Here is a 25,050-nt window from a genome sequence, read left to right as displayed (position 1 = left end):
ACCAGACAAGGCCTGGCTACACGATGAAGCACTATCTGATTTGGGTGACTACGATTTGTAAGCAGGAAGATGCCGGACAATCGCAAACCTGGGATTGTAGAACCACGAATCGATCGATGAAACACGTATTGCTACCCTGATAGACGCGGATGAGATACGTTTCCGGCGTTGTTGGATTTGGGAGATTCCCCAGTAGGCCGGTGCCATTGACTAGCGCAACACTGTTTGAGTAGGGAGTGGGTATCTGATTAGTGGGCGTGATACTGTATCGATCGCCACCAGACGACACAAAACGAACCGAAGCAGTAGCCTGAATGGCTGTTCCGTTGCAAGTTGCCGGTGTTGAAATGGCTTGGCTCAGCGTTGGGGGAATACAGGAACAGGATGCTGGCGCGGTATACGTTGCCAAGGCCGATCCGCACGACGGATTACTGACGGTTACCGTATGTTGAAGCCCATCAGAAATAAGGCCGGTAAAACTAAAGGGTATTGAAGACGTACCTGGTGCGTAACCAACAGTTTGCGATGTGCCGGCTGTGATCGTTGCTACACCGGCTTGTGTAGTGTTACCAATGGCAACGGTGCCACTGAGGGTATACGAGTTGGTAGCAGGTATACAGGAGCCGGCATCCGCTGCCAGACTTATTGAGCAGGGGGGAGCACATCGTAAAACACCCGCCTGATTAACACCTGTAACTTGTCCCAGACTAACCTGGATCAGGCCATTGTTGGCTGGCACAGCATTAAAACTGCTAAAAGCAGGGTTATACAGCAGCGCCGGGTTACCATCTGGATTAAGTACGGTAAAGGTGATGGTCCCAATGCTTACCCAGGCTGTGTTTGTGATGAGCGGGCAACTGATCGTTGAGCTGTTCAGGCTGATTGTCAGGTTGAATGAACCCGGTGTTGAGCCGTCGAAACTATGAACATCCCAAAGCGGCTGACCACTACATAGTGTGTTTGCATCAAAGTTTTGAGACTGGTAACTCGTAAACGTTAGCGAAGTGGGGTCATAATTTAGAAAGAGCGATGACGTGCCTATCGAGAAAGACGTTGCGCCGCTTGCCCGAAGCTGGAGCGTAGCCGAGTACTGACCAGTTGCACAATCAAGTTGTCCCAATACCCTAAGATCGGCGGTCTGTGCCAAGGCGTTCCGGGCAGTAACTAAGCATATCAGGTAACACCCGACACGTAGAATAAGGGTAGTTATGTGCTTCATAAGACTATTTCTGGTGGTTTGGGGCTTTTACAGTCCCGGTGTTCCCACTTTTGCACGGTTGAGCATCCAGCGGTTAAAATCCTGATTGTTAATTACCCCGTTTCCATCGCCATCAACTGCCAGATAACGCCCAACAGACGAGGCATTGAGTCGCCATTTGTTAAAATCGGTATTATTTATTACGCCATTGGCGTCGTAGTCACCGCTATACATTGCTAGCTTGCCGCCTACTGACCGGAGCTGACTTGTTCCACGCACCAGGCTGGCATCGGTGGTGAAATCAAGTAATTGCCCGCTGGTGATGGACTGATTTGTGATGAAAGCCAGGTGGTTTCTATGATGAACAGACAGGTAGACCGCTCCGGTTACTTGCTGAAATACCACGCCAACAGCACCGTCTGTATCAACTACCGTACCGTCGGTTCGAACAAAGGCCGCTTTCCGGGCCAGTATAGTGCCCGATGCATCGTGGAGGGCAAGTAACAGCCAATCGGTACTGTTTGCGGGAAAAACAGTGACCTGTTCAAGGCCGCTATAAGACCAGGGCGTAGCCGAATAAGGCTGTTGTCTGGGAAGCAGATTACTAACCAGAAGCTGACTATGCATTAAGCCGGTCAGTGTGTTTGTATATCCTTCAAGAAGTAGCTTCGCCAGGACGGTCAGTGAATTAGGGCAATCAATTGCCAAAAGCGAGGTAACGGCTGAACTGCTGCAACCAGCCTGACTTGTTACCGTTACGGAGAACGTACCTGAGTCAGTGGCAACAAGGCTGGCTGTTGTCTGGCCCGTATTCCACCGATACAGAGTGCTCGTACCTGCTGTTAATGTAACCGACTGCCCACGGCACAGGGTGGTACTTGATGGCGTGATACTTGCCAATGGAGCAGGATTTACCGTCACCATGGCTATTGATAAACCAACAATAGCCGAACAATTGTCTGCGTCGGTGAGCGTAAGCAAGTGATACGTCGTGGTTTGGTCTGGCGTATAAGCAATGGCCGCCCCACTCGAATAGCCCGAAACGGTACTGCTTGAGGCACCATCCGACATCTGGAACTGGTACGGTGATCGGCCGCCAGCTACATTGACACGTACGCTAACTGGCTGGGAGCCACAGACTGAAACTGACCCTGACAGAGAGGCCGTTATGGGAGCGGGCTGGCTAACTGTAGCCAGTATAGTCTGGCTACAGACTCCCGCACTAGCCGCTGTTACCGTATAACTACCCGTCGCCATATTTACGAACGTTCCGGTTGAATTGGTCAGATTTGCCAGCGAATACGAGAATGGCCCTGTGCCACCACTTGTTGACAGATGAATGCTGCCGGTAGCGCTGCCTGGGCAAATCACCGGCGTTGTTGAACTGGTTAAGCTGAAACAGGCCGGTGATACAGCGTTGCTAATCAGTAGGGTATAGTCCTCGGCTTCGCCGAAATTATACGTAGCGCAGGGGCTTTCTACCAGGCCATCAGGCGCATATTGGGTACGTATTCGTAATCGCGTGGCCCCGGTAGAGGCTGATGTGGGGATGGTGACTGTACTGATGATGGTAGGCCCGAGCAACTGAACAGCCGATGATTGATACAACTTCTCGGTGTTGCTTAAGACTCCATCCTGATTACTATCCAGCCAGATAGTGACGTGTTGGTAGGCGAATGATTCAGTTGACGAACCTATTGAACTAACCGTAAAGGAGTATACCTGTCCGGCTGTTACCGCATGTTGGGTATTGGTAAAATCAGAATATCCGCCAGCAACTACGCCTGATTTTACAGAGCGAAGTGTGGTTTGACTTCCCGTCATGATGAAATTGTCGATTTTAGGAATGAAGCCACTGATGGGCCATGTGTAAGTGGGAATGCAATAGAACAGCCCCGAATTCACGCTTACCACCGGGCTATACTGGGTTGTGGCGTTGGATGCCTTGACCCGATAATAATAGGTGGTATTGGCGGCTACCGAACCATCGGTAAAGGAGAATGAACCGGGAGGGAGGCTACCCACTGCCGAGAAATTACCTGTCGCTTCCAGAGAGCGTTCAATCAGGTAGCCCGAAGCGTCGTTTCCGGCGTAAGCGAATTGCACCACTGCGCCCGCCGTAGTCATGCCCACCGAAAGCGCAGTTGGCGCCGTAACGGTGAATGGGAGCCCGGTAAGGGTATACTCATTTCGTGGGTCAAGCCGAATCGTGATTCCGGTTGTTATTCGGTCATATTGCCCGTCAGTGAAAAGGCTGTTCTGGCTACAGGCCGAATTATACGACATAATGTTGGCGATCATTGGCTTGAATAAGTCACCATTGGCATCGAGGATTGCGCCAGTATAGAGGCAATTAGATATGGTAGCGCCCGATATACCGTATGGGTCGGCGGGGGTGTCGCAAACCAGATCACCGGTCAGTGTGCAATTAGGTGCAAATGGCCGTCCGTTTTGGGGCTCGCCCGGCCGAATCACCAGTTCACGGTTGGCAACTGACGTGCTTCTATTACTTTGAAACGTATGAAGCAGGTTGAAATAATGGCCCATCTCATGCGCCAGACTCACGCCAGACAACTGGCTGGAGATAATGAATATTCGATTGCTGTACATAGAGCTTCCCGGATAATAGGCATAGCCTGCTACATTTACCCCTGCATAAGACAGCGTATTGGTAACGTAAATGTTGATGGCCGTCAACACGTCCTGGCTGTCGGCCAGGGTTTCTTCGCTATCATCGAAATCAAAATAGGTCGTGTTATCTATATAATCAGGCTGCGTGCCTTGCATATAAAAGGCAATGTTCACCGGTTGATATAGTTTATTCAGGAGCACAAGGGTCTGATTAAGACTAGCCATAGTTGCTCCGCCAGTGCCATCATCGCGCCGTACTACATGAAATTTGACAGGAATGTATTGTAATTGCACCGACCGCCGCGCTGACTGGTTCTGGAGCCGCTGCGTGATCCAGCGTTCGTGGGTGGCAAGTTCGCTGGTGGTGAGATGAGGCATGCCACACTGCTCTTGAGCTATAGTAGGGATAGCTACAGTGATCAGACAAGTGCAGAGGAGGACAGCATGATGGCAGATTATCCTGAGCATAGGGTTAGGGCTCAAGTGGTGAACTCTTAGGAAAACTTCTAGTTATTTATTACAGGTCAAATTCTATGCCGTAACTACTTATGGAACTATACTGAAAGTTATATAATGTCTCTTTTTATACATTTACCTGCTGAATTTTGAGTCTTAAAGTTGTTATAACGGCCTCAATGTGCAGCAAAACGCGGTTTTTGCTAAATTGGATTGTTTATATAAATACATCGTTTTTTTATGTTGATTCAACCGTTCACAATACTCTTAGTTGCCAAATATCAAGATTGGCACGCGATATGTAGCATGAAAGTGGTATAAATATATAGCTGTTAGTGTACTTTTTAAATATTATGAAAACAAAATGCCCAACTTCAGAAAAAGTCGGGCATTTTGTGTGGACTGAGAGATAGGTTTATTCAACCTGATTTGCAGCCTGGGTACGTCTTATTCGGCCAGATAGTTACCAATGCCGACAATGACAGTAGACAATACAACCGTGGCAATGCCGAGCGAAATCGTGCGCAAAGTAGGGCGGTTGGCTCCCTTCCATTCGTGCAGATACAAGCCCCAGAAGCTGCTAAAGGCGATAATGAAGGCCATATGGAGTGTCCAGCCCGAGAACCGGTAAGCGCCCATTTGGCTGTCGCCCATCCCGTAGAAGAAGAATTGAAAATACCAGGTGAAGCCCGCCAATGCGCAAAAGAACACGTTGGTCCAGATGGGAGTAGAGTGGTTGGTATAATCGGTATAGGTCCGGTTACGGATGTTCAGATAGATTGTCCAGATGGCATTTGTGGTGAGGCCACCCAGCAGAATAATGACCAGCGTTGCATTGTTCATGTACAGTGTATCGGTACCATGCTTAACCGCCAGTTCCGAAATGGGCTGTCCGGCGGTTAGTCCGAAGGAGAAGCAGGCACTCAGAATTCCAGAAAAAACGGCTACTGCCAGTCCTTTCCGAATGTCGAATTCCGTGATGACGGCTTTCTTCTGCTCATCCGTCAGGTGGCGTTCTTTCATCATGCCAGCCAGGCCACAGATACCAATTCCCAGCACGCAGACACCAACACCCAGCAATACAAACATACCCGAGGTGGTGCTAACCAGCGTGCTCAACGTACCCAGATAGATTGGGGGAACCAGTGTTCCGAATACCGCACAGAGCCCCAGTGTAACAGCCATTCCCAATGAGAGTCCTAAATAGCGCATAGCCAGGCCAAACGTTAGCCCGCCGAACCCCCACAAAACCCCCCAGAAATAGGTCCAAAGTAATGTATCGGTAGGGGCCTGTTTAAGCACTTCCAGTAAATCAGGTACCGTTAATGAACCAAGCACGAAGGGAGCAACCAGCCAGGAAAACAGCCCGCCAACAAGCCAGTAACTTTCCCAGGCCCAGCCTTTCACATTCCTGTACGGTAAATAAAAACTGCCCGATGCGAATCCACCGATAGCATGCAACACAACTCCCCAGAATACAGCCATTTTATCTACTTTTTGTACCAAAGCTAGCCAAAATGGTTTCTACCGCTTTCCTGCTCCTACCTGCTTACCTAAAAAAAGAATTTGAGGTCATATGTTGGCATAAAATGCTATTCGTGTGCACTTGTAGTTTATGCCGATGGGCAAAATGTACCGAGTTGTTTCGTAAATTTGCTTCCCATTTGCATGAACACTCTTATGCCCCAACCAGTCCGGATTTTGCTAGTCGAAGATGACGAAGACGATATTACGTTCTTCGAGCTGGCGCTGAAAAAGCAATCGATTGCTACCAAACTGACTACATTGACGGACGGTGATCAGGTGATGCCTTACCTGGCTGATACGAATGAACATCCTGATCTGATGGTGTTGGACTTAAACCTGCCGAAATTGCCAGGGCGTGACGTACTTACGCAGGTTAAGCAATCGCCGATTGGCCAGGATATTCCCGTTGTCATTCTTTCGACGTCATCAGCCCAGGAAGACAGCGATTTCTGTATCGCCAATGGGGCCGAACGGTTTTTGACAAAACCTACGTCGCTTACTTCGCTGAGTAACATGCTCGCCGAAATGCTTGATGTGACAATTAAGTAGGTATACTGTGTAATTAACTATATGTCTTTCCTCTTTAGTTGGTTTAAACCACGCTGGAGCTACATTTGCCGATTGCGGTTACTTATCGGTTAGGTGTTACCATCCATGAAACGTGTTTTGTTCTTTACGCCATACGGTTTGATTAACGGATCGGGCGTAATGCTTTGGAATATTCTACAGCATTTTGACCGTAGCCGTTTACAGGCAGCAGTATACTGTGGTCAGTCTGGACCTCTGTTGGTTAACACGCCTCCTGATGTTGCCCTGTACGAGTCTCCGTTTGGCAAAGGGCGATTGATGGATATCCTGTTAAAATCAGTCAATGCAACAGGGTACAACGTATACGAGAAAAATATCATACGCATACATCAGCAATTCAAACCAGACTTCTGGTATCTCAATACAGTGCTGATGTTTCATTTAACCCCTTTGGCTGAACGACTAGGCGTACGAGTTATAGCTCAGATCAACGAGCTGAACTCAATGTATGAGTCTATATCCTATGAAGAAATGGAGCATGCAATTACGCATGCTGAACTTACGGTAGGAATCACACAACACATCTGTACACTGGCTTCACAGATGGGAGCTAAAAAGACGGCGCTCCAGTATTGTTTCACAAATACATCAATCAACAACACATCAACTGCTAGGTCGATTCAACTACGAAACTCATTAGGGTTGCCGGAGGGGGTCTTCATTTGGATAATGGTGGGCACTCCCATCTATCGCAAAGGAGTTGATTTTATACCCTCTATTGCCCAATTATTAAATGGACGACTTTGCCATATAATATGGATGGGCAGCGGGGCAATTGCTACAGGACTTAACTATATGATAGACAAGCAGGTAGAGGCAATGGGGCTGCGTAATATTACGTTTATAGGGGTTCAGACAGACGACTACCAGCCTTATCTTCAGCTAGCTGATGGATTTGTATTGACCTCGCGAGAGGAGCCATTTGGCAATGTTTTGATAGATGCTGCTGGTTGCGGGAAGCCCATTGTTGCCTTAAGCGAGTATGGAGCAGGTGAATTTATACTTCCGGGTATGGGTGAACTGGTGGATCATGCATCTCCTGCTCATTTCGTCAAGGCTATGGTTACCATTATGGATAATCCTGGAGCCTACAGTCGAGCCATGTCGATTGCTCGTAGCCAAGCTTTCGACGCTAACGAACAGGTAATGCATTGGCAGGAATTGATAAATGCCTTGCCCTAATCATTTTTTTAATTTCCCGCCAGTTCCTGAACGGCCAGCCAGGCCATTAACCCGGGACCAATAGCCAGCGCGGATTCGTCGATGTCGAAAGTAGGTGTGTGTACGCCGCTTATAATGCCGCGGGCTTCGTTTCGGGTACCCAGGCGGTAAAAACAAGAATCGACTACCTGCGAATAGAACGCAAAATCTTCGCCCGCCATCCAGAGATCGAGGTCCACTACATTTTCACGACCCATATACGCTTCTGTCTGGGTACGTAGCCGACGGGTTAACTCCGGTTGGTTCTTCAAAAACGGATACCCCTTCACACGGGTAAACTCGCAGGTACCGCCCATCGCTTCGGCCATTGTTTCGGCCATTTTCTGGATCTGGGCTATTCCTTTCTCGCGCCACTCTTCGTTCATGCAGCGGAATGTACCTTCAATATCTACGTAGTTGGGTATCACGTTGGTGACGCCATCGGCCACAAATCGACCAAAAGAGAGCACCGATGGGCTGGCTGGTGGCCGGTTACGGCTGATGATCTGCTGCAGTGCAACAATAATGTGCGAGGCAATCAGAACGGGGTCGACCAGGTTGTCGGGCATGGCCGCGTGGCCGCCTTTTCCGCGAACAGTCATGTAAATTTCGTCGGTACTGGCCATGTACATACCCTCGCGAAAACCGATTTTGCCCACAGGTACGTTGGGGGCTACATGCTGGCCGATCATGCCGTTGGGCCGTGGATTATCCAGCACACCTTCCCGAATCATGAGCGAGGCTCCACCGGGTGCTTTCTCTTCGGCAGGCTGAAAGACGAGTTTGACGGTCCCCGAAAACTGATCACGCAACTCAGTGAGAATACGGGCAGTACCGAGCAAACTGGATGTGTGCACATCGTGTCCGCAGGCATGCATAACTCCATCGACCGTTGATTTGTAGGCTACGTCGTTGGCCTCACGAATAGGCAGCGCATCCATGTCGGCCCGCAGCCCAACTACACGGTTGTTGCCCGTTCCCGGTTTGGTGCCTTCAAGTAGCGCCACCACGCCCGTACCGGCAACACCTTCCTGAGGGTGCAGACCCAAAGCCGTTAATTCGCTGGCCACAAAACGAGCCGTTTCCTGCTCATGAAAGGAGAGTTCAGGATGTGCGTGCAAGTGGCGACGAACCTTGACGGCATCGGGAGCAAAACGCTCAGACAAAGACTTTATGGAAGCGAGCATAACTTAAGTGGTTGCTACGCTATACTGTCATTGAATTTCATTAAGCAGTTATTTGTCGTTTTGCAATGAATGACCACTTAATGGCAATAAATGACAGTGTAGCGTAATGACTTTATTCAGTCCTGCATCGACAGAAACTGGTAGTCGTTGATAATTGTGTTGAGAAATTCGTACGTACTCTGGCTGGTTGTGATGCCGAGCACCTCTTTTATTTTGGTGGCGGTACGCTCGGCGGCGTCTGACGTACCCCGCCGCAGTACTTCGCGAATTACCTGAATATCGTGATCGGATAGCTGCCGAACGGCTTCATAGCGAAGTTCGTAGGTGGGAGGCAACGCGTTATAAGTCACTTCGTTGAGCTGGACTTTAGGCTGTAGGCGAATCACGGTAGTACCCGCTGCCAGATCGCCCAGCCGTTGACCTTTACCGCTCGCCGCCACGCAGACAATGGCCACGATGCCACTGAAGATCCGGGTGTCGACCAGCCGTAATAGCCAGCGAAGCAGGTATGCGCCAATACCTGGCTGGGAGCCGTCCATCATAACTACCTTGATTTTCAGGGCGATCTTGCCAATACTTTGTCCGTTCAACAACCATTCGCAAAAAAAGTCGTACAGGAAAATGGGCAGGGCGGCCACCACGATCACATACACGACCGAGCGATCGCTGCCCATCCAGCCGGCACTGGCAGGAAGGGCGATGGTAAGAATGAGCCAGGCGGCAAAAACAACGTAGTCGAGCAGGGTAGCGAAAATACGATCGCCAATACTGGCCGGCTCATATTCGAGCAATACGTTCTGGGTTGTTTGAATAGAAACAGCCATTGAAAGACAGTAGGTGTAGACGGCGACGCGTAAACGGTTGTGATGCTGGTTCAAAGATACCGGATGAGGCTGTTTTTTGACGATTACTTTTTTACGATTATTCGTTAGAAACTGCCACAAACTTTGCCGATAGTTAAGTAACTTTCCCAAGTCGATCGTGTTAAGTCGACAACCTCATCTGCCTTCAGTTCGTTATGCGCGAAGCTGCTTTTGTAAAACGGAACACCGAGAAGTGGGCCGATATTGAACGAAACCCGACCAAAGATCCTGACGAGCTAACGGCCAGGTACGTTGAATTGACCGATGATCTGTCGTATGCCCGCACGTTCTATCCAGAGTCGAAGGTTACGCGTTACCTGAACGGGCTGGCGGCGCAGATGCACCGGGGGCTGATGCAAAACAAGCGGGAGGAACGCGGTCGGTTTGTGTCGTTCTGGAAATACGAACTGCCAACCTTGTTTTATTATTCACACCGCACGCTGGCCGTATCGGCCATTTTCTTTCTGGTAGCCTGCCTGATCGGTTGGGTATCGGCCATTAATGATCCAACCTTTGTGCGGCTTATTCTGGGGGATGAATACGTGAACATGACCCTCGAAAACATCAAAAAGGGAAGCCCGCTGGGCGTGTATGGTGGGAGCGATCAGGCGTCGATGTTTTTCCAGATCACGATCAACAATATCGGCGTCTCCCTGCGCGCCTTTGTGGCGGGTGTGTTCGCATCTGTAGGTACGTTGGTCATGCTGTTCTACAATGGCGTGATGCTGGGCGCATTTCAGGCGTTTTTTTACGAACGCGGCTTATTGACCCAGTCGCTGCTGAAAATTTGGATTCACGGGACGCTCGAAATATCGGCGATTGTTATTGCTGGTGCGGCTGGTCTCACACTGGGAAACGGCCTGCTGTTTCCAGGTACGTTGCCACGCATGGAATCGTTTAAACGGGGAGCCAAACAGGGGCTCAAGATAGCAGTAGGCCTGGTACCTATATTTATAATGGCGGGCTTTCTGGAAAGTTTCGTCACCCGGATGACGCTTCCTCCGGTTGTCAGCCTGCTTATCATCGGCGCATCGGCTGCTTTTATTATCTGGTATTTTATTCTGTACCCAATTCAACTGTACCGTTCGCATCAGCTTGCATAACCTTTCTTCTTCCATGATCCAGTTTGAACAGCGCCGTGATTTCGGCGAGAAAATCAATGCCTCGTTCGCGTTCGTGACCGAGCAAATTCGCGGTTTGGGCCTGTCGCTGCTCTACATCGTTGGCCCGGTAGCCCTCGTCGGCGGTGTGATTTCGGGCATGGGCCAGGTCGAGTTGTTAGATAGTGCCAAGTCGCTGGATTCGCCTGACAAGCTGGTATCGTTTTACGCGAATCTTTTTTCGGGCAGTCGACTGATCGGCATGGTCTTTCAACTACTGGCTTATGTACTGACTAGCCTGGTGACTTTTTCCTACATCCGGCTGTACCGGCAACAACAGAGCGACAAGCAGATTGAAGTGAGTACTGTCTGGGCCGAAGTGCAGCAATATATTGGCTCCGGCGTTTTCCTGTCAATTGCCAGTGCGTTCATCATCGGCTTTGGGTTTGTGCTGCTCATTATTCCCGGTATCTATGTGTCGGTGGCCCTGACCCTGGCCCCGGCGGTGCTGGTTTTCGAACGTCAGGACATGGCGCAGGCCATCAGTCGTAGTTTCAAATTGGTCAGTGGCAACTGGTGGTCTGTGGCTGGCCTTCTGTTTGTGATGGCCATTATTGTAAGTATCCTGAGCATGGTCTTTACGCTACCAGCCGGTATCCTGGGCGGGTTATTCGGTGCTGGCGTGCTAAAAGATATAACGATCCTGACCACACTATTTACGGCGCTGGCGTCGGTAGGTGGTGCTGTATTGCAGGGGTTATCGGCCACCGCGTCGGCGTTTCAGTATTTTTCGCTGATTGAAGAAAAAGAAGGAACCGGTCTGATCAGCCAAATCGACTCGATTGGGCAGATGCCAACCCGGCAGGGCGTATCAGGTACGTTCGGGCAGGGTCGCGAAGAAGAAGGTGACTATTGATTGATACGGTCTGATTTTAAGCCTGTACAGTTTTTTGAAAATCGTACGGGCTTACCAGTTAACTAGTTATGCTTGTAAAACGACTTGTCTTTTTTCTTCTTCTTACTGGTTTTAGCCTGACGAACGCTAAATCGCAGGACTCGACCGATGTGTCGCCGGGAAGTGGTAATGAAGTAGTGATCAGTCCGGAAGCCAATAATAAGCAGGCAAAAGCAGATTCCGTAGCGGCCATCCGCGACACGGCCGTCTATGCTGCTGCCAATGATCGGATGCCCCTTGTTGTGCGGGCGGTCGATGCGAAGAAGCTACGGGCTATTCAGGGCGACCGGGCATATCGGTACGGTGACGATGTGCCGCCCACCGCCAGCTTGTGGGATCAGTTCTGGGCCTGGTTCTGGTATAAAGTAGGCGAACTGTTACGAACAAAAGCCTACCGGAATGTTGGCCAGTATGTGCTGCTGATTGCGATTGCCGGTCTGGTGATCTGGTTACTCTACAAAGCCGAAGTACTAGCCAATCTGTTTCCCGGACGGGCTAAAAATACCGGGTTAGGCTACGAAATGCTGGAGGAAAACATTCACCAGATCAACTTCAGCGACCGGATCAATGAGGCCGTTGAAAACCGGAACTACCGACTGGCGGTGCGGCTCCTGTACCTGCAAACGCTGAAAACCCTGGCCGATAGTGGCCTGATCCGCTGGCAACCTGACAAGACAAACCGGCAATACGCCTATGAATTGACGGGCAATCCCAAGCGCCTCAGTTTCGAGCAGTTAACGACCCAGTTCGAGTACGCCTGGTACGGTGATTTTCCCGTCGATGAAGCCCGGTTCAGTAGCATTCGTCAACAGTTTCAACAGTTTAATGAATAAGCATTTTATGGTCATTAGGTGGTCATTCGCTGCGCTGTCATTACTGGTCGTTCATCGCAAAAACAATGAATGACCAGTAATGACAGCACAGCCAATGACCACCTAATGACAACGTACCTATGCGTCCAAACAAGTACATAGTAATTCTGCTGGCTGCGCTGACTGCGTTTGTGTTGTTTGAGTATTACAAACCCAAGCCCATCGACTGGCGGCCAACGTACCAGAACAACGATAAGATTCCATTTGGTACACAGGGCGTTTTCGAATTACTACCCAGCCTGATGAATCAGGCAACGGTTGAGAGTACGCGTATGCCCGTTTATAACTTCCTGACCGAAACTAAACTGCCGCCCCGCAGCAACTACATTGCTGTTTGTGAGACGTTTGCGGCGGGAGCCTACGATACCCGTGAGCTACTCAGGTACGTTGGTCGAGGCAACGCAGCGTTTCTTTCGGCCTATAATTTCTCGGATACGCTGAGTCGGGCGTTGGGCTTCAAAGCCGATGTGAAAGACCCGCTCAAAGCCGATTCGACGCTACGGTCCAATTTTGTTGGACCCGGACTGGCGCGGAAGGGCGGCTACAATTTTCGGCATGATGATGGTCGTAATTTTCTGATTGTGAAGAAACCTAAAAGCGGCATTACCGTGCTGGCCAGAAATGCCCGGTATGAGGCCATTTTTCTGCGTATTCCGCACGGGAAAGGCGTTTTTTATATTCACAACCTGCCCCTTGCCCTCACCAATTATTACCTGCTCTACCCCGCTTCTGCTGATTACATGACAAAAGCCCTATCGTACCTGCCAGCCCAACCCACGTATTGGGATGAGTTTCAGAAGCAGGGCCGATTCGATGAGGCCGAACAATCGCTGTTGCGCTATATCTATAAGCAGCCCGCCTTGACATGGGCCTACTACATCGGTCTGTTTGGCCTGATCGTGTACGCGCTTTTTGCCGGGAAACGTACCCAGCGGGTTATTCCCGTGGTCCAACTGCCACAAAACACATCGCTCGAATTCGTGAAAACAGTTGGCCGTATGTATTTCCAGCAGAACGACCATGACAACGTAGCCCGAAAGAAAATCCAGTATTTCCTGGCCGACCTGCGCGACCGGTATTTCCTGAACACACAGGTGCTCGACGCCGAATTCACTGAAACGCTGGCCCGTAAAAGCGGCGTACCACTCGACGAAACCCAGCAACTGGTTCGCGTTCTCGGTCAGGCACAGCGGGCCATCTCCCTTTCCGAATTCGACCTGCTAACCATTAATGCCACGATTGAACAGTTTAATCATACCAGTTTAATGTCTAAAATTTAATGGTCAAGGATACGCTGAACTAGCCTGCTGACAAACTCCTGAACGTTGACCCTTAGACTGTAAACACCAGATGAACAATTCTCCATACATGGAACAACCTTTTGATACCCGCGTTGATCTTCAGGGCCTTAGTGCGGCCATCAACGCCATCCGCACCGAAGTTGGTAAAGTAATTGTTGGGCAGCACCAGACCATCGACCTGCTGCTGGCTGCACTCCTGGCCGATGGGCACGTGCTGATCGAGGGGGTGCCCGGCGTGGCCAAAACGCTCACCGCCAAACTGCTGGCCAAGACGATCTCGGTGCAGTTCAGCCGGATACAATTTACGCCCGACCTGATGCCCGCCGATGTGCTGGGTACGTCGGTGTTTAGTCCCAAAACGGCGGAGTTCTCCTTCAAACACGGACCTATCTTTGCCAACATTGTCCTGATCGACGAGATTAACCGGGCACCGGCCAAAACACAGGCGGCGCTGTTTGAGGCAATGGAGGAACGGCAGATTACCAACGACGGCACCACCTACCCACTGCCGCCGCCGTTTATGGTGCTGGCTACGCAGAACCCCATCGAGCAGGAGGGAACCTACCGCCTGCCCGAAGCGCAACTCGACCGGTTTCTGTTCAAAATTGTGGTGGGCTACCCCGAACAGGCCGAAGAAGTAGACATTCTGCGGGGGCACCACCAGCGCCGGAACCTCGCCGACGCTGTGGCCGCCATCAACGCCGTGCTCACCGCCGACCAGTTGAATGACATGCGCAATAAAGTGAACCAGGTGCATGTCGAAGACAACCTGTTTGATTACATTGCCCAGATTGTCAGGAGCACGCGAGCCAACAAATCGTTGTATCTGGGCGCATCGCCGCGGGCTGCTGTGGCGTTGCTGAACAGTGCCAAAGCACTGGCCACGCTTCGCGGCCGTGATTTCATTACGCCCGAAGACGTGCAGGAACTGGCTATCCCGGTGTTGCGTCACCGCATTCTGCTCACGCCCGAGCGCGAAATGGAAGGAGCCACCGCCGACGATGTGATTGCCCAGTTGATTCAAAAAGTGGAAGTACCCCGTTGACAAGTCCTGCCCCGCTGGTGAAGTCTGCTGATCTGTACCGGTGATAAACTGCACCCATGACCCTTCTTCGTTCTCTGTTTGTTTCCCTGCGTGTCTGGTTCATTCTGGCGGGCTTCGTGGTGGGCTTTGTTGTTGCGTATATTCTGCCCATTCTATTTCCGGTATTGCAAATCGCTTTCGCGGTTTTTGTGTTGCTGCTGCTGATTGAACTGGTCCTTCTTTTCCGTGACAGTGCAGCGGGTGGACAGGCTATTTTTTTCGCCCGTCGCGATATGCCCGATCGCCTGTCGAATGGCGACGTTAATCCGATCACGCTTTATCTGGAAAGTCGGTACGCATTCGATACGCCGGTTGAGATCATCGACGAGATTCCGTTTCAATTTCAGCGGCGCGATGTGCTGTTTACGGCCGACATAAAACCGTATGAGACAAAGGTTATCCGCTACGAATTGCGACCGACAAGGCGAGGGGAATACAGCTTCGGCGCCATCAATGTGTTTGTGATGACCCCCATGAGGCTGCTGAAACGGCGATTTCAGTTCGAACAGGGGCGGCTGGTGCCCGTCTATCCGTCGTATCTGCAAATGCGGCAATATGAACTGCTGGCGGCCAGTAATCGGCTGACTGAAGTGGGTATCAAACGCATTCGGCGGATTGGGCATAGTATGGAGTTCGAGCAGGTACGTCCCTACACACAAGGCGACGATCTGCGCACGATCAACTGGAAAGCCACGGCCCGGCGGTCTGACCCGAACCAGTCGAACCTGGTGGTGAATGCGTTTACCGATGAACGCTCGCAGGCGGTGTATTGCCTGATCGACAAAGGCCGGGTGATGCGCTCGCCCTTTGAAGGCCTGACACTGCTCGATTACGCCATCAATGCCTCGCTGGTACTCAGTAATATAGCGTTGCTAAAACAAGACCGGGCGGGGCTCATTACCTTCTCCGACCGCATTGGTCAGATTGTACCAGCCGAACGTCGGCCGGGCCACATGCTGAAAATTCTGGAGGTGCTTTACCGGCAGAAAACGCGTTATCTGGAAACCGACTTTGAAGGGTTATACGCGACCGTTCGCATGCAGGTACGTCAGCGGGGGTTGTTGCTGCTGTTCACCAATTTTGAAACGCTGAGCGGTATGCGGCGGCAGTTGCCGTACCTACGGCGGTTGGCCAAAGATCATTTGCTGCTGGTTGTCTTCTTCGATAACACCGAGCTACGCACATTACTCGATTCGCCTGCGCACGATACCGAACAGATCTACCTGAAGACAATTGCCGAGAAGTTCTCGTTCGAAAAACAGTTGATCGTCAAGGAGTTAGGTCAGTACGGTATCCAGAGCATCCTGACCGCACCCCGTGATCTGACGGCCAATACCGTCAACAAATACCTGGAGTTGAAAGCCAGAGGAATGATCTAGTAACTGGGAGATTTCTTTAATTTTCTACCATGAAAAAGCTACTCCTCCTCTTTTCGCTGATTTGCCTGTTAAGCTCGTTTGAGCGCAGAGAACTTTCCTGGACGGCCCTGGGTGATTCGATCACGTACCTGAACGAGCACCTTGATCAAACAGGGAATCGAATTACGAAGGGGTATATGACCCGGGTTGTCGAGAAACTGCCGCATATAAAGTACACGAATCAGGGCCATAATGGCTGGACCGCCGTACGGATCGCGGAGGCGATCGAGACACTGGGCATTGGTAAATCCGACATTTATTCGGTCTTTTTGGGCACCAACGATTGGTGGGCGGGAAAGCCGCTAGGCCGTTTTGCCGATTACCAGCAAGCTACGGGCGCCGCCACAGTGTATGGCTCCTTTCGGGTCATCATCAACAAGTTGAGAAGTCTGAATCCAGAAGCACACATCATTCTGATCACACCAATGCAACGGGCTGACTTTGTGTACCTGACCAACTTCAAAAACAACGCGTATGGGTCGTACAAGCCCAAGAACGGGCAGTACCTCGAATCTTTCGCTAATGCCATTGATTCGATTGGCCGCTCTGAACAGATTCAGGTGGTTGACCTGTACCATCTGAAAGGGCTCGACGTGAAGCAACTGGTGAAGTATAAGCGACTGAAAAATCCGCAAACGGGCAACTACGCCAACTATCCATATCCGGCCTTTATCGATATTCCGTTCAACCCCGAAACGGACGAATACCCGTATCCGCCTGAAGCCATTGACAAAACTTACGATGGGCTGCACCCATCCGATAAAGGGTATGAATTGATAACCCGTAGTTTGGTGAAGATCATGAAAAAATACTGACAGGCTGGCTGAGAGTTTTTCATGAAAAATGCCTCAGGTACGTACCTGAGGCATTTTTTGTAAGAGCATTACCGAATGCATTCTACTGCACGAAGGTACGGCGAACACCATCGGAGGCGAACAGCGCACGGCTGCGGGTGGTTTGGCCGTTGGTAAACATGTACATGCATGGATCATCCGTATAGTCCATGTAGTTCATAAACAGGTCGCCGTTGGGGCCATTGCCACAGGTAACGTGTGGGAAGCTTGGGCAACCAAAGTTTGACGTTTGCTGCGTTGGGGTGTCGGCAACCAGATCGCTGCCGCAGTTGGCATCGCCCCAGATGTGGCGCAGGTTCAGCCAGTGACCAATTTCGTGGGTAGCGGTCCGGCCTTTGTCGTAAGGAGCCGAGTAATAACCGCCGGCAAACACACTGCTGCTACCAAAATACTGCGGCCCAATCACGACGCCATCTGTTGCGAGGGTGCCGCCTGGGAACTGCGCATAACCAAGAATACCGCCGCCAATGTTACAGATCCAGATATTGAGGTAGTTGGCCGGATCGTAAGCATCAACACCGCCTTTCTTGCTGCTCTTCATGGCATCACGTGTGCCCCACGATGTCTTGTTTGATTGTTTCCGGTCGACGTCGGTGTCTGCAAGCGTAAACTGAATTTGCATATTCGATGCCAGCCCCGAAAATACGCCGGGTAACATGGTCCGGTCGGCATTTGTGTTGCTGTAATCCTGGTTGAGCACCGTAATCTGCGACTTAATCTGATACAGACTAATGTTTTCCGCAGCCGTGTTATATAGCACATGAACGCGAACGGGTATGGTAATCACGCCCGAATAAGGTACCGCCGTTCCCGCCGCCGCCCGGCCATTGCGTTGAGCCGCGAATTTGGCGGCATGCTCGTCGATCTCTTCCATTTTTTTGGCAAGACCGGGATTTTCTTTGATGTTTTCTGCCAACACATCCATCGACGCGCAGGAACGGGGCGAATCGCCCTGCTTGGCGTTCCGGTCACTGCCTGCCGAGAGTGAAGATTGATCAATGTTTGGATCGAAACACGATGATACAGCCCCAATCAAGGCCAAACAAAGAATAGGAAGTGTAACTTTCTTCATATGAATTAGTTGGTTTTATGTCTCAATATAATGTAAATAGTTTGTTTGAGCATGACAGTAGCATCTTATCTTAAAGTAACCGTACAAGGAAAATGTGTATATAACTAGCAAAAACTGCTAATTGAATGAATAGGCCTATTTTCTGTGATAGCCGAAGTGAGTTCGGTCACAGCCTGACTTATTGAACGGTCGTGAACTGCCGGGTAGCCGGGCACGATAGCAAGGCCCGGTGACGAGGCTACCAGGCCCTGCTATCGTAGAAAGCTCCAGGCTACTTATTGAACCAGTTCACCTTTGAGGTATAGTTGTACTTTACCGGCAATCTCAACCCGGCCCTGATCTTCCTTGAATTTGCACCGCAAAAAGCCGCCTCTGGCCGAAAGCTGCCGGGCTATCAGAGTCGTTTTATCTAATTTTTCGGCCCAGTAAGGAATCAGCGTTGTATGGGCTGAGCCGGTAACGGGGTCTTCGTCGATACCCGATTGTGGCCCGAAGAAGCGCGACACAAAATCAACGTCGGTGCCGGGCGCGGTAACGATGATGCCCCGGGCGGGTACGGTTGCCAACTCGCGAAAATCCGGTGTCAATGATTCCACATCGGCCTGACTGGCGTACACGACCATGAAATCGGTTTTGCCTTTATGAATTTCCAGCGGTTTGGGGCCATTCAAGCCAGCGGCCAGCGCCGGCGGATTGACTGCCGCTTTATGAAGCACGTCGGCAGGGAAATCGAGTACCAGCCAGTCGCCCTCTTCGCGACAAACGGAAAGCGGGCCAGAGCGCGAATCGAAGGTGATCTGCGAAGCATCGGGCTTTTCTTCCAGAAAAAAGACAACGTACCCGGTTGCCAGCGTAGCGTGCCCGCAGAGGTCTACTTCAACGGTGGGTGTAAACCAGCGGATGTGGTAGCCCGTGTCGGTACGGATGTAGAAAGCCGTTTCGGCCAGGTTGTTTTCGGCCGCGATCGACTGCATACGCGCATCGGGGAGCCATTCGTTTGTGTCGGTCAGGGCAACAACCGCCGCCGGGTTTCCTGCAAAGAGTTGATCGGTGAACGCATCGAGCTGGTAAATGCGAAAGGAGGAAGGTGTAGTCATTTAAAGGAAATAGTCAGGTTTTGTACAGTAGGATTTAGGGTATGCATGGCCGGGTGATTCGACATAAACTCCTGGTCACCCTGTAGTGAATCATAGTTTTTTTCCTGCGCAGCAGACATCGTTTCAGGCATGCCGAAGCTTAGTCCAATATACGTCTTTCCGCCTTTCTGTTCAAGGGCACCGCCTTTCCAGCCCGACGACAGCCCGCCATAGTCCCAGCCGAACCCATACAATGAAAAGGCACGGCCGTTGATTTTCTCTACGCTTTGAAGAGACGTACCCAGCGTAAGCCCTTTATCGGTGATCCACTGCGGGGAAGGGCCGGGTATCAGCTTGTTGTCTTCGTCGCGGGCGGGGCGTATCAAGACCGTTTCGGGGCGGGCAAACCGGCGTTTATCGGTCCACAGGATTTGTGCCTGATTGGCGGTATTCTTGTAAAGCGTGGTGCCGATATCGAAATCTCCTTCGGCCACGTAGATGGTGTCGCGAACAACGTTTTGGGCACCCAGCAGCGCAATCAGGCTGGCCTCCGTGGATGACGCACTGACCGGCCCGGCCTGTATTCCGGGAATGATCAGAAAATTGAGCGTAGCCGGCACCGCCGTTTCCGACGCAGACTGAATGATTGCTGCTTCGTTGACGAGCGAATCGGTCGACAACTGCGCCGTATCGGTCTGCTTTTGCTGGCAACCAATGAATAGGATCAGGAAAAAAAAAGGCGAGTAGCGTTTCTTCATATGTCTGCCCGGCGGAATGGCTTGATGTCGATTCGCTCCCAGACCTTATGCTGAATATACGGTTCCCAGGCGAGCCATTCCTGTAACTGATGGTCGTCGTCGAAATCGAGCAACATCATCGAGCCGATCATCTGACCGTTAGGGTCGAGCAGGGCACCACCTAGCATGAAGTGACCTTCGGCTTTTAAGCGGCGGGCTCCCTCAAAATGCGAAGGCCGGATGGCCATTCGACGGTCAAGCGCATCGGGATCAGTGCCATCGTAGGCATGAACAACATACAGCACGGTACAAGGTGGTTTAGGACTGACGCAAGATACCAAAATCGTGGATTATACACCTACACCACGGATACCAACCGGTTGAAGTAAGGCACACTGATCGAGATGCTGCCAGGTGTCGGCCAATCCCCGGATGAGCGGATAACAACCCGACTCGGCCGTTGCCTTGAATGAACTGGCTGGTTGCTGATCGCGGGTTACCGCCAAATGCCAGCTCGTCTCCTGCCTGGAGTCGGGAAAATACTGAAACGTGTACTCATACATGCGTTTGATCCAGCGTGGTGCTTCGGGGTGGCGCGTATGCCAATACCCGTTGGTGAGGGCAGCCAGCGCCAGCAGATGATCGCTCGCCAGCCGGTGATTCTGGCCGTCGAATGCAATTGGCTGTTCTTTCCAGTCCAGCCAACGGGCCAGTCCCTGCCGTTCGTCGGTTCGGCCTTCCGGGCGTAACGGCCAGGCCCATTCGCAGGTACGTAAGCACCAGTTGGTTGCCTGTAGCGTCAGCTTACGGTTACCCAACAACGTACCTATATCAACCAGGAGCGAGGCCGCTTCCATGGTCAGACCCGTGGCTACGCGGCGACCTTCGGGCGTGTTGCTGAAGGAACCACCCGGGCCTACGTATTCGCGCAGCAGATCATGCCGTTTGTCGAGAAACTCAATCAGAAGCTCGTCCAGCAGTGGTTCGGTGGCTTCTTTCCAGTCCGTGAGGGCAAACAGCGACCGGGCATCGACCAGTGCCCGTAGCAGGGCCAGAGGCTGGCTCAGATGCCGAAGCGGCTGTGGCTCATCGGGCGACGCGGTCAGTTGCACCTCACGCTCAGTCTGGTACTGGCGCAGAATAACCTGGAAGGTTTGTTTGGCCAGCATCGCCCACTGATCATCGCCGGTTGCCTGATGGATCTGGGCGTAGGCAGAGGCTACCCGCGCCGCTGTTACCGGGTCGTGCGTCAGCAGATGCGGCGACATGGGCGAGCGTGTGGGGTTGCCAATCCGGTCCAGGTACGTATAACAGCCCATTTGCGGGGTGTGCGCGTGTTCGGCCAGAAAATCGGCTCCGTGCAGGGCATGGTCGAGCCAGTCGGGCTGGGCGTCGATGTTGGTATAGAGGTAGGCAAACGCCCAGACTTGTTCGGCTTGTCGGGCCACGGTTTTGTTGGCGTCGATGGCGTTGCCGTCGGCCGTCAGGTAATCGAAATAGCCGCCACCGAGCCCGTCACAGGCGTATTTCAGCCAGAACGGCAGACAGTCGTCGATCAGTGCGGTTTGGCAGTGGGTCGCTATTTTGTGAAAGTCGATCAATGAAAAAGGTACGGTCAGGCAGTGTCGGTGGTAAACCCCGTTCAACTTGATCAGGCAACGTTTAAACGTAGGTTTCCGGGCAAAGTTCAGGAATAAATGGGTTCATCCGTTTACTTTGTTCGCTCTATACATGATCAAAATTGACCACTGATGTTACTCGACACAATACGCGATCGAAACGAACCGCTGTTCTACTTTGGATTGCTCTGTTTCGCCACTGCCCTGGCTTGTCTGCTGCTCATCCGGTTCACCACCGTTCAGGTAGCGGGCGTAAATGCCTGGTATAAGCCACTAAAATTTGCGCTTTCCATCGGAATTTTTGTCTGGACAATGGGCTGGTACATGTCTTATCTCAATGCGCCCAGGGCAATTTCGTGGTATAACTGGGCAACCATTGCTCTACTGGCTTTCGAACTGGGCTATATTGTGTTTCAGGCGGGCAGGGGGCAACTGTCGCATTTCAATATAAGCACGCCGCTCTACGCTTTTTTGTACAGTATGATGGCCGTGGCAATCACGATCGTCACCATCTGGACCGGCTATATCGGCCTGCTTTTCTTCCAGACCAGTTTTCCCGACCTGCCCGATTATTACGTCTGGGGCATCCGAATCGGCTTTGTTCTGTTTGTAATCTTCTCGTTCGAGGGCTTCGTTATGGGCTCGCGCCTGGCGCACACCATTGGTGGTGCCGACGGCGGTCCGGGCCTTCCGTTTGTGAACTGGAGCACGCGATTCGGCGATGCCCGCATCGCTCATTTTATAGGTATGCATGCCCTACAGGTGTTGCCGATCCTGTCTTTTTACCTGTTGAAAAACGTGAAGGCGACTATGCTTGTCGGATTGGTGTACGGTCTGGTGGCGGTTTGGGTATTGGTGCTGGCCTTTCAGGCAAAGCCGCTTTTCAGATAAACATGCAACGCTTTCGTGGGCTTGCCTGACTCAGTGTTTCACAAGCCTCCGGCTGATTTTTTGCCCGTCCACGGCTATCTGCAAGACATACAGACCCGTTGGTTGGTCGGTTAGCCGAAGTTGCGTGTACTGTTGTTGAGTTCCCTGCACCAGCACCACACGCCCTTTTTCATCGACCAGCAGCAACGTAGCCGGTTGACCTAGCAGCGACGGGTCGATCTGTACCGTGATCTGGCTTGTGGCCGGAACCGGAAACACGCTTATCAACCCCGCGAGTGGTTCAACGGCCAGCAACGGAGACACTGTTACCGTCACCCGGCCGGGTATGTCGGTTCGTGTTGCGCAACTGTTGCTCAGGTTCGTCAGGCGGTAGGTGCTGGTGCGGCTCGGCTTTAGGTCCAGCGTGTATGGGTTAAGGGCCGTTGTGACGGTCTGTGGGGCGGGCACATCCGTACTGTCGCGGTAGGTAAATGTCCAGGGGCCATCGCCGGTAAAATTGACGACCAGTTTAGCCACGCCCCCGTCGATAATGGTGGGGGTTGATGTCGATAGGGTTGCCGATAGCTGGTTGCTGATCACCGCCAGTGTGGTGGCGCTGGGTGTGCCGATGATCGGGAACCGTGGATTGGTCGCAATTACCCGCACCAGGTACGTTCCCGAGGTAGCCGTAGCGGGCAACGTACCCGTCAACTGGGTGTTGCCCACCTGCTGAACGATAACCAGATCTGAGTAGCTGATTTTGGCCGTGTCGGGGTTGGTGCGGGCTATCTGGAGGCGAAAGATATTGCCGGCATTGAACGTACCCGATGTTTCGAACGTGGCCGTAACCGTGCCCCCCGCGCAGGCCGCCGGCGTCTGGAGGGTCAGGGTGCGAATGGTGGGAACGAGCACCGTTACGGTGGCCGTTGCCGGACTACCCGGCAGCCCCGCTCCGCAGCCATTACTGACTTCGGTAACCTGATAGGTAGCTGATCGAACGGGCAGTAACACCAGCGCTGTATCTTTCGTGGCCGTACCCGTCAGCGTTGTTCCGGCCGGATTTGTCGTAATCTGATAATGGTAAGGACCGGTCCCGGTAAAGGTGAGCTGAAGCGGTACCTCGGCACCGAGATTGACGTTTTTCCCGCCCGATAAGGAGAGGGTTGTCTGTGCCTGCACAATTACCCGAATGGCCAGCCGCGCGCTTGGGCAACCAGTTGCTCCTCCCTGAGCCACGTAATATACGTCGCCTGCCGGTGTTTTGCTGGCATTGAGCGTCGATGGAGTTGGCGCCACGGTCGATGTGGTGCCGGTTGGGTCTGTCCAGATCAGGTTAGTGCCGTTGGCAACGAGTTGCTCGGCTGCGGCACCCCGGCATAGCTCAATCTGTGTTTTAGGAGCCGTAGGGGCCGCCGATGCGGTCTGAACCGTCACCGTCAGCGAAGCAGGCGCACTCTCGCAACGGTCGAACGACTGGGTGACCTGATAGACCGTCGAGCCTGGCGTTGTTGTAGCCGGCGTGGGTGCTGACCCCGGCAGCGCAGTACCCGAAGCGGTGTACCACAGCAACTCTGAGCCTGGGTACGTGACGGTGGCTACCAGTGGGCTGGCCGTCTGATTTTGGCAGTAACTCAGTGCAGGAGCCGGCAGGGTAGGGGCAACCGGACGAAATTTTACTTCCATTGTCAGATAAGATACTGCACCCGGTTGTTCGGCCAGACTGCACCCCTTTGTTTCGTCGATGGCAACGTACCTGAAATTATACGTTGTTCGGCCAACCGTACTTGTGTTCATAACCGGGGCCGTAAACGTACGCTGGCTGGTGCCGGCAAGTGCCGTTCCAAAGTCGTACAACACCCGGTAATTGTCGGGCGCCGGACCTACCAGTGCCGATACCGAAAAGGGAGGGTCGTTTTGGCAAAAGGTGTACTGGCTCGTATAATTCCCGATCGACTGGGCCAGTACCTGGGGAGCCGACGCGGGCTGTGTTTTAACGAATAGGGCCGTTACACTTTCCGACCCAACCGTAGCGGGGACGCTGGCTATCACCTTGATTTTGTACAGCCCTGAGCCCGGTAAATTCGCCAGCGTAACAGAAACCGTGTATTGTCCGGTAGCAGGATTGCCCAGAACGGCACTGGCAGGCAGCGTAACGAGGTCTGTGCCTTTGGAAAGCTGAACGGCGAATTTATTGCCTGACCCGAGCGGGCCTGCTACAGAAAAAGGAACGTCAATCGACGTACCCGGACAAGCGGATGTCTGGGCAAGTGGCTGGGTGATGATCGTTATCTGGGCACTGGCAGGAAGGTGAAAGTAGACTAGAAGGAATAAAAACAGAAGTAAAGCGTGTATACGTAATTTCATACAAGACGGTAGATTGTCACTAGTGTAACGCGGAAAAGATACCGACCCCTAAGCCTGTACCATTTTCGTTTGTATTGT

21 protein-coding genes are annotated in these 25,050 nt (G+C 52.1%); 10 read left to right on the top strand and 11 right to left on the bottom strand.

What is annotated here, in order from left to right; all coding sequences use genetic code 11:
* Nucleotides 1–31: 31 nt before the first annotated feature.
* The 3 genes from ACFE8Q_RS18380 to rhaT all read right to left on the bottom strand — a co-directional run bounded on the left by ACFE8Q_RS18380 (nt 32) and on the right by rhaT (nt 5,770).
* Nucleotides 32–1,147, bottom strand: a complete 1,116-nt coding sequence (locus ACFE8Q_RS18380; RefSeq protein ID WP_375446889.1) for a hypothetical protein — start codon at nt 1,145–1,147, stop codon at nt 32–34.
* A 99-nt stretch (nt 1,148–1,246) separates the two neighbouring features.
* On the bottom strand, nt 1,247–4,207 hold the full coding sequence (locus tag ACFE8Q_RS18375; RefSeq protein WP_375446888.1) for a GEVED domain-containing protein: 2,961 nt from the start codon (nt 4,205–4,207) through the stop codon (nt 1,247–1,249).
* 525 nt (nt 4,208–4,732) lie between these two features.
* Nucleotides 4,733–5,770, bottom strand: coding sequence for an L-rhamnose/proton symporter RhaT (rhaT, locus tag ACFE8Q_RS18370; protein ID WP_375446887.1), 1,038 nt, complete (start codon nt 5,768–5,770; stop codon nt 4,733–4,735).
* A 195-nt stretch (nt 5,771–5,965) separates the two neighbouring features.
* Between rhaT and ACFE8Q_RS18365 the strand changes: the two genes are divergently transcribed.
* The gene (locus ACFE8Q_RS18365; RefSeq protein WP_375446886.1) at nt 5,966–6,361 is read left to right on the top strand and encodes a response regulator; all 396 of its coding nucleotides are present in this window, start codon (nt 5,966–5,968) and stop codon (nt 6,359–6,361) included.
* Between the two features lie 105 nt (nt 6,362–6,466).
* Nucleotides 6,467–7,582, top strand: a complete 1,116-nt coding sequence (locus tag ACFE8Q_RS18360; protein WP_375446885.1) for a glycosyltransferase family 4 protein — start codon at nt 6,467–6,469, stop codon at nt 7,580–7,582.
* 8 nt (nt 7,583–7,590) lie between these two features.
* Here ACFE8Q_RS18360 and ACFE8Q_RS18355 read toward each other — a convergent pair whose 3' ends face one another.
* Both ACFE8Q_RS18355 and ACFE8Q_RS18350 read right to left on the bottom strand, forming a co-directional pair.
* Nucleotides 7,591–8,787, bottom strand: a complete 1,197-nt coding sequence (locus ACFE8Q_RS18355; RefSeq protein ID WP_375446884.1) for a M20 family metallopeptidase — start codon at nt 8,785–8,787, stop codon at nt 7,591–7,593.
* A 116-nt stretch (nt 8,788–8,903) separates the two neighbouring features.
* The gene (locus ACFE8Q_RS18350) at nt 8,904–9,611 is read right to left on the bottom strand and encodes an RDD family protein (protein ID WP_375446883.1); all 708 of its coding nucleotides are present in this window, start codon (nt 9,609–9,611) and stop codon (nt 8,904–8,906) included.
* A gap of 194 nt (nt 9,612–9,805) precedes the next feature.
* On the opposite strand from ACFE8Q_RS18350, the gene ACFE8Q_RS18345 reads away from it, so the two are divergent.
* The 7 genes from ACFE8Q_RS18345 (at nt 9,806) to ACFE8Q_RS18315 (ending at nt 17,195) form a co-directional block, all read left to right on the top strand.
* Nucleotides 9,806–10,753 (top strand): stage II sporulation protein M, encoded by a 948-nt coding sequence (locus ACFE8Q_RS18345; protein ID WP_375446882.1) that lies wholly within the window; start codon nt 9,806–9,808, stop codon nt 10,751–10,753.
* A 13-nt stretch (nt 10,754–10,766) separates the two neighbouring features.
* Nucleotides 10,767–11,666, top strand: a complete 900-nt coding sequence (locus ACFE8Q_RS18340; protein ID WP_375446881.1) for a hypothetical protein — start codon at nt 10,767–10,769, stop codon at nt 11,664–11,666.
* 68 nt (nt 11,667–11,734) lie between these two features.
* Entirely contained in the window at nt 11,735–12,538 is an 804-nt protein-coding gene (locus ACFE8Q_RS18335) for a DUF4129 domain-containing protein (protein WP_375446880.1), read from the top strand.
* A gap of 119 nt (nt 12,539–12,657) precedes the next feature.
* A complete protein-coding gene (locus ACFE8Q_RS18330; protein ID WP_375446879.1) occupies nt 12,658–13,857 on the top strand; it encodes a DUF4350 domain-containing protein in 1,200 nt (399 codons plus the stop codon).
* An 88-nt stretch (nt 13,858–13,945) separates the two neighbouring features.
* A complete protein-coding gene (locus ACFE8Q_RS18325) occupies nt 13,946–14,923 on the top strand; it encodes an AAA family ATPase (protein ID WP_375446878.1) in 978 nt (325 codons plus the stop codon).
* A gap of 56 nt (nt 14,924–14,979) precedes the next feature.
* Nucleotides 14,980–16,341, top strand: a complete 1,362-nt coding sequence (locus tag ACFE8Q_RS18320) for a DUF58 domain-containing protein (RefSeq protein WP_375446877.1) — start codon at nt 14,980–14,982, stop codon at nt 16,339–16,341.
* 29 nt (nt 16,342–16,370) lie between these two features.
* Nucleotides 16,371–17,195: an SGNH/GDSL hydrolase family protein gene (locus tag ACFE8Q_RS18315; protein ID WP_375446876.1), complete on the top strand. Its 825-nt coding sequence runs from the start codon at nt 16,371–16,373 to the stop codon at nt 17,193–17,195.
* Nucleotides 17,196–17,277: 82 nt separating this feature from the next.
* On the opposite strand, the gene ACFE8Q_RS18310 is transcribed toward ACFE8Q_RS18315, so the two are convergent.
* From ACFE8Q_RS18310 to ACFE8Q_RS18290, 5 genes are all read right to left on the bottom strand, one after another.
* Nucleotides 17,278–18,306 carry a zinc metalloprotease gene (locus tag ACFE8Q_RS18310; protein ID WP_375446875.1) on the bottom strand — a complete coding sequence of 343 codons (1,029 nt, stop codon included), beginning with the start codon at nt 18,304–18,306 and terminating at the stop codon, nt 17,278–17,280.
* A gap of 275 nt (nt 18,307–18,581) precedes the next feature.
* Nucleotides 18,582–19,403, bottom strand: coding sequence for a PhzF family phenazine biosynthesis protein (locus ACFE8Q_RS18305; protein ID WP_375446874.1), 822 nt, complete (start codon nt 19,401–19,403; stop codon nt 18,582–18,584).
* Nucleotides 19,400–20,140 (bottom strand): hypothetical protein, encoded by a 741-nt coding sequence (locus ACFE8Q_RS18300; protein WP_375446873.1) that lies wholly within the window; start codon nt 20,138–20,140, stop codon nt 19,400–19,402. Before ACFE8Q_RS18300 ends, ACFE8Q_RS18305 begins: the two co-directional genes overlap by 4 nt.
* Nucleotides 20,137–20,424 carry a YciI family protein gene (locus ACFE8Q_RS18295; RefSeq protein WP_375446872.1) on the bottom strand — a complete coding sequence of 96 codons (288 nt, stop codon included), beginning with the start codon at nt 20,422–20,424 and terminating at the stop codon, nt 20,137–20,139. The genes ACFE8Q_RS18300 and ACFE8Q_RS18295 overlap by 4 nt, the downstream gene beginning before the upstream one ends.
* 45 nt (nt 20,425–20,469) lie before the next feature.
* The gene (locus ACFE8Q_RS18290; protein ID WP_375446871.1) at nt 20,470–21,720 is read right to left on the bottom strand and encodes an AGE family epimerase/isomerase; all 1,251 of its coding nucleotides are present in this window, start codon (nt 21,718–21,720) and stop codon (nt 20,470–20,472) included.
* Between the two features lie 150 nt (nt 21,721–21,870).
* On the opposite strand from ACFE8Q_RS18290, the gene ACFE8Q_RS18285 reads away from it, so the two are divergent.
* A complete protein-coding gene (locus ACFE8Q_RS18285; RefSeq protein WP_375446870.1) occupies nt 21,871–22,629 on the top strand; it encodes a hypothetical protein in 759 nt (252 codons plus the stop codon).
* A 30-nt stretch (nt 22,630–22,659) separates the two neighbouring features.
* On the opposite strand, the gene ACFE8Q_RS18280 is transcribed toward ACFE8Q_RS18285, so the two are convergent.
* Nucleotides 22,660–24,972 (bottom strand): T9SS type A sorting domain-containing protein, encoded by a 2,313-nt coding sequence (locus ACFE8Q_RS18280; protein WP_375446869.1) that lies wholly within the window; start codon nt 24,970–24,972, stop codon nt 22,660–22,662.
* Nucleotides 24,973–25,050 lie beyond the last annotated feature (78 nt).

It is taken from the genome of uncultured Fibrella sp. (assembly GCF_964250085.1).
Lineage (GTDB): Bacteria > Bacteroidota > Bacteroidia > Cytophagales > Spirosomataceae > Fibrella.
This window is presented reverse-complemented; position numbering and strand designations above follow the sequence as displayed.

Coding starts and splice junctions, on each gene's coding strand:
- ACFE8Q_RS18375 (WP_375446888.1), bottom strand. CDS start 4,207: ATGCCTCATCTCACCACCAGCGAACTTGCCACCCACGAACGCTGGATC.
- rhaT (WP_375446887.1), bottom strand. CDS start 5,770: ATGGCTGTATTCTGGGGAGTTGTGTTGCATGCTATCGGTGGATTCGCA.
- ACFE8Q_RS18365 (WP_375446886.1), top strand. CDS start 5,966: ATGCCCCAACCAGTCCGGATTTTGCTAGTCGAAGATGACGAAGACGAT.
- ACFE8Q_RS18360 (WP_375446885.1), top strand. CDS start 6,467: ATGAAACGTGTTTTGTTCTTTACGCCATACGGTTTGATTAACGGATCG.
- ACFE8Q_RS18355 (WP_375446884.1), bottom strand. CDS start 8,787: ATGCTCGCTTCCATAAAGTCTTTGTCTGAGCGTTTTGCTCCCGATGCC.
- ACFE8Q_RS18350 (WP_375446883.1), bottom strand. CDS start 9,611: ATGGCTGTTTCTATTCAAACAACCCAGAACGTATTGCTCGAATATGAG.
- ACFE8Q_RS18345 (WP_375446882.1), top strand. CDS start 9,806: ATGCGCGAAGCTGCTTTTGTAAAACGGAACACCGAGAAGTGGGCCGAT.
- ACFE8Q_RS18340 (WP_375446881.1), top strand. CDS start 10,767: ATGATCCAGTTTGAACAGCGCCGTGATTTCGGCGAGAAAATCAATGCC.
- ACFE8Q_RS18335 (WP_375446880.1), top strand. CDS start 11,735: ATGCTTGTAAAACGACTTGTCTTTTTTCTTCTTCTTACTGGTTTTAGC.
- ACFE8Q_RS18330 (WP_375446879.1), top strand. CDS start 12,658: ATGCGTCCAAACAAGTACATAGTAATTCTGCTGGCTGCGCTGACTGCG.
- ACFE8Q_RS18325 (WP_375446878.1), top strand. CDS start 13,946: ATGGAACAACCTTTTGATACCCGCGTTGATCTTCAGGGCCTTAGTGCG.
- ACFE8Q_RS18320 (WP_375446877.1), top strand. CDS start 14,980: ATGACCCTTCTTCGTTCTCTGTTTGTTTCCCTGCGTGTCTGGTTCATT.
- ACFE8Q_RS18315 (WP_375446876.1), top strand. CDS start 16,371: ATGAAAAAGCTACTCCTCCTCTTTTCGCTGATTTGCCTGTTAAGCTCG.
- ACFE8Q_RS18310 (WP_375446875.1), bottom strand. CDS start 18,306: ATGAAGAAAGTTACACTTCCTATTCTTTGTTTGGCCTTGATTGGGGCT.
- ACFE8Q_RS18305 (WP_375446874.1), bottom strand. CDS start 19,403: ATGACTACACCTTCCTCCTTTCGCATTTACCAGCTCGATGCGTTCACC.
- ACFE8Q_RS18300 (WP_375446873.1), bottom strand. CDS start 20,140: ATGAAGAAACGCTACTCGCCTTTTTTTTTCCTGATCCTATTCATTGGT.
- ACFE8Q_RS18285 (WP_375446870.1), top strand. CDS start 21,871: ATGTTACTCGACACAATACGCGATCGAAACGAACCGCTGTTCTACTTT.
- ACFE8Q_RS18280 (WP_375446869.1), bottom strand. CDS start 24,972: ATGAAATTACGTATACACGCTTTACTTCTGTTTTTATTCCTTCTAGTC.